At 57.6% G+C, this 6,531-nt stretch carries 5 protein-coding genes; all 5 read right to left on the bottom strand.

Annotated elements, in window-relative coordinates:
- Positions 1-1,125: 1,125 nt before the first annotated feature.
- Entirely contained in the window at positions 1,126-1,620 is a 495-nt protein-coding gene (locus VKR55_RS30180; protein WP_324409039.1) for a response regulator, read from the bottom strand.
- Between the two features lie 140 nt (positions 1,621-1,760).
- Positions 1,761-3,461: a response regulator gene (locus VKR55_RS30175; protein ID WP_414642496.1), complete on the bottom strand. Its 1,701-nt coding sequence runs from the start codon at positions 3,459-3,461 to the stop codon at positions 1,761-1,763.
- Entirely contained in the window at positions 3,451-4,974 is a 1,524-nt protein-coding gene (locus VKR55_RS30170; RefSeq protein ID WP_324409038.1) for an ATPase domain-containing protein, read from the bottom strand. Before VKR55_RS30170 ends, VKR55_RS30175 begins: the two co-directional genes overlap by 11 nt.
- A gap of 94 nt (positions 4,975-5,068) precedes the next feature.
- Positions 5,069-5,389, bottom strand: a complete 321-nt coding sequence (locus VKR55_RS30165; protein WP_324409037.1) for a PRC-barrel domain-containing protein — start codon at positions 5,387-5,389, stop codon at positions 5,069-5,071.
- A 211-nt stretch (positions 5,390-5,600) separates the two neighbouring features.
- A complete protein-coding gene (locus VKR55_RS30160; protein ID WP_324409036.1) occupies positions 5,601-6,458 on the bottom strand; it encodes a hypothetical protein in 858 nt (285 codons plus the stop codon).
- Positions 6,459-6,531 lie beyond the last annotated feature (73 nt).

Here is a 6,531-nt window from a genome sequence, read left to right as displayed (position 1 = left end):
AAAGTGCACTTTCTTTGCACGCAAGGCTCGCGGGTGCGGCCTGCACCCGGCATTCCCTGTGCCCTCCGATTTTGGAGGGGACGACGCTGATGCATCACTCGGGCGCGTTTCGTGCCGCGGGAATGCTGAGTCACGCTTTCTCCGCCGTCATTGCGAGGAGCCAACGGGTCCGCGCGAAGCGCGGCCCGATGACAGGCTCCGCGACGAAGCAATCCAGACTGCCTTCCGTGGAAACAGTGTGGATTGCCTCGCTTCGCTCGCAATGACGGAGTGGCTGTTTGACATTTGAATATGACTGAGAGCGCTGTCCCTTTCGCGCGCCAGTCCGTCTTTGCTCTCGCTGCGCTCGGCTTCGCCGGGCACGCTTCGCCCTTCGAGCAGAGGCGTGGCCGCGCCACGCGCAGCCCGAAGGGCGAAGCGTGGTGCCCAGGGGCGGAATCGAACCCTCGTCTATCCAACTGAAAGTCCATCACTTTTTTGAATAGCGGCTTTCAAGTGTACCTACCAGTGGACCCGGCGCTTTCTTCTGGCCGGGAGGGTGCGACCCTGTGCCGCCATACCCAAGTCTTGTGTGTGTCGCGCGCAATACAAAAGCACGTCTCCTTCTTGCCGCCCTGTATGCGCTCGGCCAGTTGATTTGGCCAAATTCAAATGAGTCCATCCTGAATCTGGGGGCTTTAATCCGGGCGAGCGCAAGCAGTCGCTCATGTGCGAGCCTGTTTCGCACTGGCGGGCTTTGCGGATCAGTTCATCGCGGGTAATGCCAGGTGGAAGGGATTTCGCTTCTTCGCGAAGGCGCTTCGCCTCTTGGGCAAGTCGGTCTTCGAGCGACCTCGACCTGTTTGAACAGGCGACGCTGCATGACACAACCTCGTGCTTACGGGTCCTAACCGTTTGAATTTCCGATGGCTGATACAATGTCGGGCGCTGGCTTCGGTTCCTCGGCACCAGCCGTTGTTGTGCCATGCCGCCAGGCGCTGATTCTGCCGCGGACAAAGTAGCGACCGTCCGGCGTCGCCGGATGCTCCAACACCAGGAGCCGACTTTCGCTGCGCTCTGACCGACGGTTTCTTCGCGCCGGCCTTCTTCGCCGCTTCTTGTTGGCATAGCCTACCTCAGGCGGCCTCAGGCTGCCGGCGAGGATGGGGGGCTCGCCGCATTAAGCAGGTTGGAAATGGCCGTCACAAGTTGCGCCGGCGCAAAGGGCTTGGTCAACAGAACGCTATTCGGGAGGCCTCTGGATGGCCAATCCTCGCCATGAGTGCCGGTCATATAGATGACGGGAAGCACTGGGTCGATCTCTCTGGCGCACCGGGCCACTTCCCAGCCGTTGATCCTCCCGAGCAAATTGATGTCGGTCACGATAGCCCGATATATGGACTCATTCGCCTGAAGAAGCGCAACGGCTTCTTCGCCCGACCCTGTGATCACTGATTTGAAACCCCCATCTGACAGAGCCTCTTCGACCATACCCTGAATTAGCTGATCGTCCTCCACGATCAGAACTGTAACTGCGTCAGTCACCCGCGTTCTTCCCTCTGCCTCTTTGCAGTGCTCCGACGAGGCAAGTGACGCCAGAAAGATTTGTTCCTGATAATGTTCAACAGTGTACTTAATCAAATCAGCGGTCCTTGCATTTTCAAGCTAGACCACTGCATTCGGAAACAGGCCGGCATCCGAAAATGAACGACTGACCCACCAGTTGGCCCATGCCGAAGCAAACGCACGAGCGGGCCGCGACGCCGCCCATAGGTCGGAGTTCAACTTTTAACCAACTCACGAATCTTGATTGCCAGGCGCTCGACCTCAAACGGCTTGGCTAAAACATGCATCCCCTTTTCGAGGTGGCCATTCCCCATCAACGCGTTCTCAGCATAGCCGGTAATGAAGAGTACCCTCAGGTCCGGCCGCAGGCTTCGGGCCGCATCGGCAACCTGGCGCCCGTTCATGCCCCCTGGAAGACCGACGTCGGTGATCAACAGGTCGATTCGCGCGGCGGATTGCAAGACCCGCAACCCCGCCGGACCATCCGAGGCCTCGAGGACCGAATAGCCGGTGTCCGACAGAACGTCGGTGATCAGCATTCGAATTGACGGTTCGTCATCGATCACCAAGACGACCTCGCCGTCTCCGAGAGACTCGCTTGCTTCGGGAAAGTTGGCTGCATCGTTGAAGTTAGGATCGTCGTCATGGCGCGGAAGATAGAGGCACATGGTGGTGCCCTTTCCGACCTCCGAGTAGATCCGGATTTGACCGCCTGATTGACGAGCAAACCCGTAGATCATGGAAAGGCCCAGGCCCGTGCCTTGACCCAGCGGCTTGGTCGTAAAAAACGGGTCAAACGCGTGAGCAGCGCACACATCGGGTTCCATACCGGTCCCGGTGTCGGTTACGCACAATGAAATGTACTGGCCCGGCGCAATATCGAGATCCCGCGCCCCGCGCTCGTCCAACCACCTGTTTGCAGTCTCGATAGTCAGACGGCCTCCCTGTGGCATAGCGTCCCGCGCGTTGAGGCACAGGTTCAGCAAGGCGTTCTCGAGCTGGTTGGAGTCGACAAGCGTAGACCAAAGCCCACCCGCGCCTACTACCTCGACGTGGATGGCTGGGCCAACGGTGCGACGAATCAGTTCCTCCATGCCGGTGACGAGCCGATTGACGTTCGTCGGCTTCGGCTCAAGTGCCTGACGTCGTGAGAATGCGAGCAGCCGGTGGGTCAGTGCAGCCGCCCTTTTCACCGCTTCTTGCGCAGTCGTAATGTAGCGGTCAACGGAATCCGCTTTTCCCTGAGACAGCCGCGCTCGCGTCAATTCGAGACTACCGCTAATGCCTGTCAGCAAATTGTTGAAGTCATGGGCGAGACCGCCCGTCAGTTGGCCAACGGCTTCCATCTTTTGTGACTGGCGCAGCGAACCTTCCACGCGCTCGCGCTCGGTCATCTCGTTTTTCAACTCTTCGTTGGCGTTTTCCAATTCCTGGGTCCGCTCTGCTACCAGAGCTTCGAGATGTTCCGCCGCTTGTTCTTGCGCCTCCATCAACGCCTTGACCTCGTACTGGCGGCCACGGGCACGAAGTGCGACTTGCATCGCGCTTGTCAACGTGATCGCTTGGAGGGGCCGCTCCAGCATGGAAACGTTTTGGAGTTTTTTGGCGAGCGTTTGACGCCAACTCTTGATGCTTGGATGATCAAGATGGCTGGTCAGAACAACAAAAGGGAAGTCAGACCACGAGGGCTGGTGAGCAATCCAGTCTTGAAGCGCCGTTAGGTCTTCGTTGAACAATGCTTCCTCGGCGACAAAGGCGGCGCCCGCTCCGAAAGTAAGACCGGCGAGCAGTCCGGCCAGATTGTCAGCGACATGAGCCGTCAAGCCGGCATTTCGCAACAGATCGGCGGACGCCGATGCATCGCGGCCTATGGGGGCAAGGATCATTACTCGCAAGGCGAGCGCTTCATGCTCCATGTTTCTCTGCGCCCAAAAGTGGCTTGCTGTCGCCGGTGTAGCGTGGTGTTCCTGCGAACACGCCGCTAAATCCGGTAAGTGGCGGACCGACCTGGATCCCCGTTGGAGTCAGTTGAAACTCGCGAATGGTGCGTTCATGGTTGCCGCTTCGCTTCTTTACTACCGAAAGCGCCCGCCGCACTGTCCCGTCGAACTCGAAATAACGCAGCATCACCACGGCGTCGCTCAGATAGCTGATATCGAGCGGTGTATCCATCGGGCCGACCAACCCATGCTGGGCGAGAACGAGTATCGTGAGCACCCCTTGCTGGCCGAGATAGCTCAGGAGTTCATGCATTTGAAGGACTAGGAAGCGCCCATCGGGCATTGCATTCAGATAACCGTTAAGGCTGTCAATGACGACGACAAGTGCTTTATCGACTTCAACGCTATGTCGAACATTGGCCGCGAATTCACCTGGTGAAAGTTCGGCAGGATCGATCTGCTGCAATCGAAGATGGCCCGAGTTCAATGCGGCCTGCAGTCCAAGCCCTATCGTCTTGGCTCGCGCTTCAAGGGTGCCGCGCCCTTCGTCGAAGGCATAGTAGACGACACTCTCGCCGCGCTCGGCCGCTGCAATCGCATAGGTTAGGGCCAGCGACGACTTTCCCACTCCCGCGCCGCCGATGAGCAGGGCGTTGGTCCCACGCTCCAAACCGCCCCCGAGGAGTTTGTCGAGTTCGGCGTTGCCGCTCGGAGCAAAACCAGCGTCAAATCGAGTGTGATGCTCAGCCGCAACCAGCCTAGGGAATATGTTCAAACCGCCTTTGGCGATAGCAAAATCATGAAAGCCTCCGCGAAATTCAATGCCGCGCATTTTGACGACGTTAAGCCGCCTTCGTTGTGCACCATAATCGATGGCAAGCTGTTCGAGGAGAACAACGCCGTGAGCAATTGAATGGAGCTGGAGGTCGGTATCACGAGATGTAAGGTCATCCAAAAGAACAACCGTACAGTGCCGCTTTGCGAAGAAGTGCTTAAGAGCCAGTACCTGACGGCGATACCTGAGCGAATTCTGCGCGAGAAGACGAAGCTCCGATAAGCTGTCGATCACAACCCGGGTCGGATTGAGCTCCGCGATCTTCTCAAAAACCAGTTTCGTCGTCTCGCTCAGCTCAATCTCGGCCGGATGCAGAACCGTAAGTTCGCGCTCGGGATCTAGCGTCGTTTCGGGAGGGACGAGCTCGAAGATATCGACCCGATCCAGGGTCCATCCATGCCGTTTGGCAACAAGCCGAAGTTCGGCTTCCGATTCCGAGAGGGCAATGTAGAGAACCCGCTCCCCTTGGCGCACACCTTCGATAAGAAACTGAAGTGCCAGCGTCGTCTTGCCAGTGCCCGGGCGGCCCTCGTACAGGTACATCCTTTCGGCATCAAGTCCGCCGCAAAGAATATCGTCGAGGCCTGCACTCCCGGTCGAGATACGCGCGGGGTCGGCTTTGGTGCCTTGCGCGATGTTACCTGGCTGTTCCATTGCCGGCCGTCCAGGAGGACTCTTAGAGGGCTGATTTGATGCCAAGCAAAGCACGCTGCTGGTTTGCAGCGTGTTTCGCGTGGGGCTGAGTTCTTTACTTCTTTTCGGGAACCCAGGTCGTACTCGTCTTGTCGTATGTGAAGCCGCGCGAGTTTTTGAGATCGTCTTTGGTCTCATCCAGCGTCAGCCACCACTTGTCATTTCGTTTGGACATCTTTATTGCTGAGAATGGTACGATCACGTCCTTCTCGCCTGCGCCAAGAAAGCCCCCAACGCCGATCACCAAGCCGGTGACTTTGCCGGACTTGTCAACCAGCACGTCATCGATATCGCCGATCTTGGACTCTTTCGGATCATAGACGGCCTGCTTGTAGTAGTTTGTGACCGTCCAGCTTTCCGTTGGCGCCGCCGTCATGGTGGTAGCTGCATAGGCGCCAGAGGCAAGGGCCGCGCATAACGCAGCTCCCGCAAGAAGGTCTCTTCATTTCACATTCCTCCGCTCAATGGTCTGAGTTGCCGCTTCGACTAATGATGGAGCAGCATGATCAAGATGATCAGGGGGATCGGTATTCCGAGTAACCAGAGAAGGATTGGCATTAGTTTCTCCCTTATTTGAAAGTCACCGCTTAGATTTGTCGCGCAGGCGCCACTTGACGAATGGCCGTTTTTCCCCAAGTGCCGTCACGTAAACCGCCGCCTTCCAATGCTGCTAACGCCGCGCAGAAAGCGCCGATAAACAACGACAGCGTTAGCCAAATAGCCGTCTGCATTGCCGTCTTGCGGGCCTTATCCAGATCCGTCTTGGCTCGGGTCACCACATCGTTTACGCGCTTTTCAGCGTCGCTCTGGCTCAGGCCGGTCCGCGACGAGACGAGCTTCACGAGATAGACCCGGTCCGCAGCGTTGATGTCATTTCCATCTCGGAAGCTGGTTGTAAAAAGCCTAGCGATTTCGCCGCGCGTCTCTGAAAGCTGTTGCTGATCGGCGCGATTGTCCGAACGCAGAAGCATATCGGCGTAGCTATCCACCGGAGACGCTTGGACCGAGGTAGCGGCCACCTGCGACGCGCCGGATAAAGCACTCCCGATCAGGGTGCTTGCAGGAGAAGCGAGCAACACTGCACCCACAACCGACGCTACCGCCCACGCCAAAAAACCGTGAGCTGTATCGCGAAACTGGACTTCGGTGGTGTGAATGCCCGTCCACTTGGTACGAAGGCGACCGGCTAGGTAGCCTCCGACAGCAGACGAAATCATCGCCATAACGATGAAGTATAGCCCCGTACCTATTTCGAACGTTGATGAAGAAACGCCTCGACCGCCCCAGGGGGAAACGACTGCAAAGCCCATCCCCGCACCAAAGGACAAAAGAAGCAGGGTCAACGCGCAGGAGGCCGCAGCGCCTGCTATAACCGCCGCCCAACTTACTCCTGAAGTCGTGGGCTCTATTCGTTCAGTCGAAACTGCTCCGGTGCTTTGCTCCATGTAGTCCTCCAGCTTTTCCTGCCCACAAAATGCGCGGCTGGAACAAATGGTTCCGAAAAGCCTGAGTTTTTCT

This window comes from Bradyrhizobium sp. (genome assembly GCF_035309285.1).
Classification (GTDB): domain Bacteria; phylum Pseudomonadota; class Alphaproteobacteria; order Rhizobiales; family Xanthobacteraceae; genus Bradyrhizobium.
Note: the sequence above shows the minus strand (reverse complement) of the source record. Positions and strands in the feature narration are given on the sequence as shown.

Excerpts from the sequence above, each read along its gene's own strand:
- VKR55_RS30165 (WP_324409037.1), bottom strand. The coding sequence starts at position 5,389 with ATGACGGCGGCGCCAACGGAAAGCTGGACGGTCACAAACTACTACAAG.
- VKR55_RS30175 (WP_414642496.1), bottom strand. The coding sequence starts at position 3,461 with ATGGAGCATGAAGCGCTCGCCTTGCGAGTAATGATCCTTGCCCCCATA.
- VKR55_RS30170 (WP_324409038.1), bottom strand. The coding sequence starts at position 4,974 with ATGGAACAGCCAGGTAACATCGCGCAAGGCACCAAAGCCGACCCCGCG.
- VKR55_RS30160 (WP_324409036.1), bottom strand. The coding sequence starts at position 6,458 with ATGGAGCAAAGCACCGGAGCAGTTTCGACTGAACGAATAGAGCCCACG.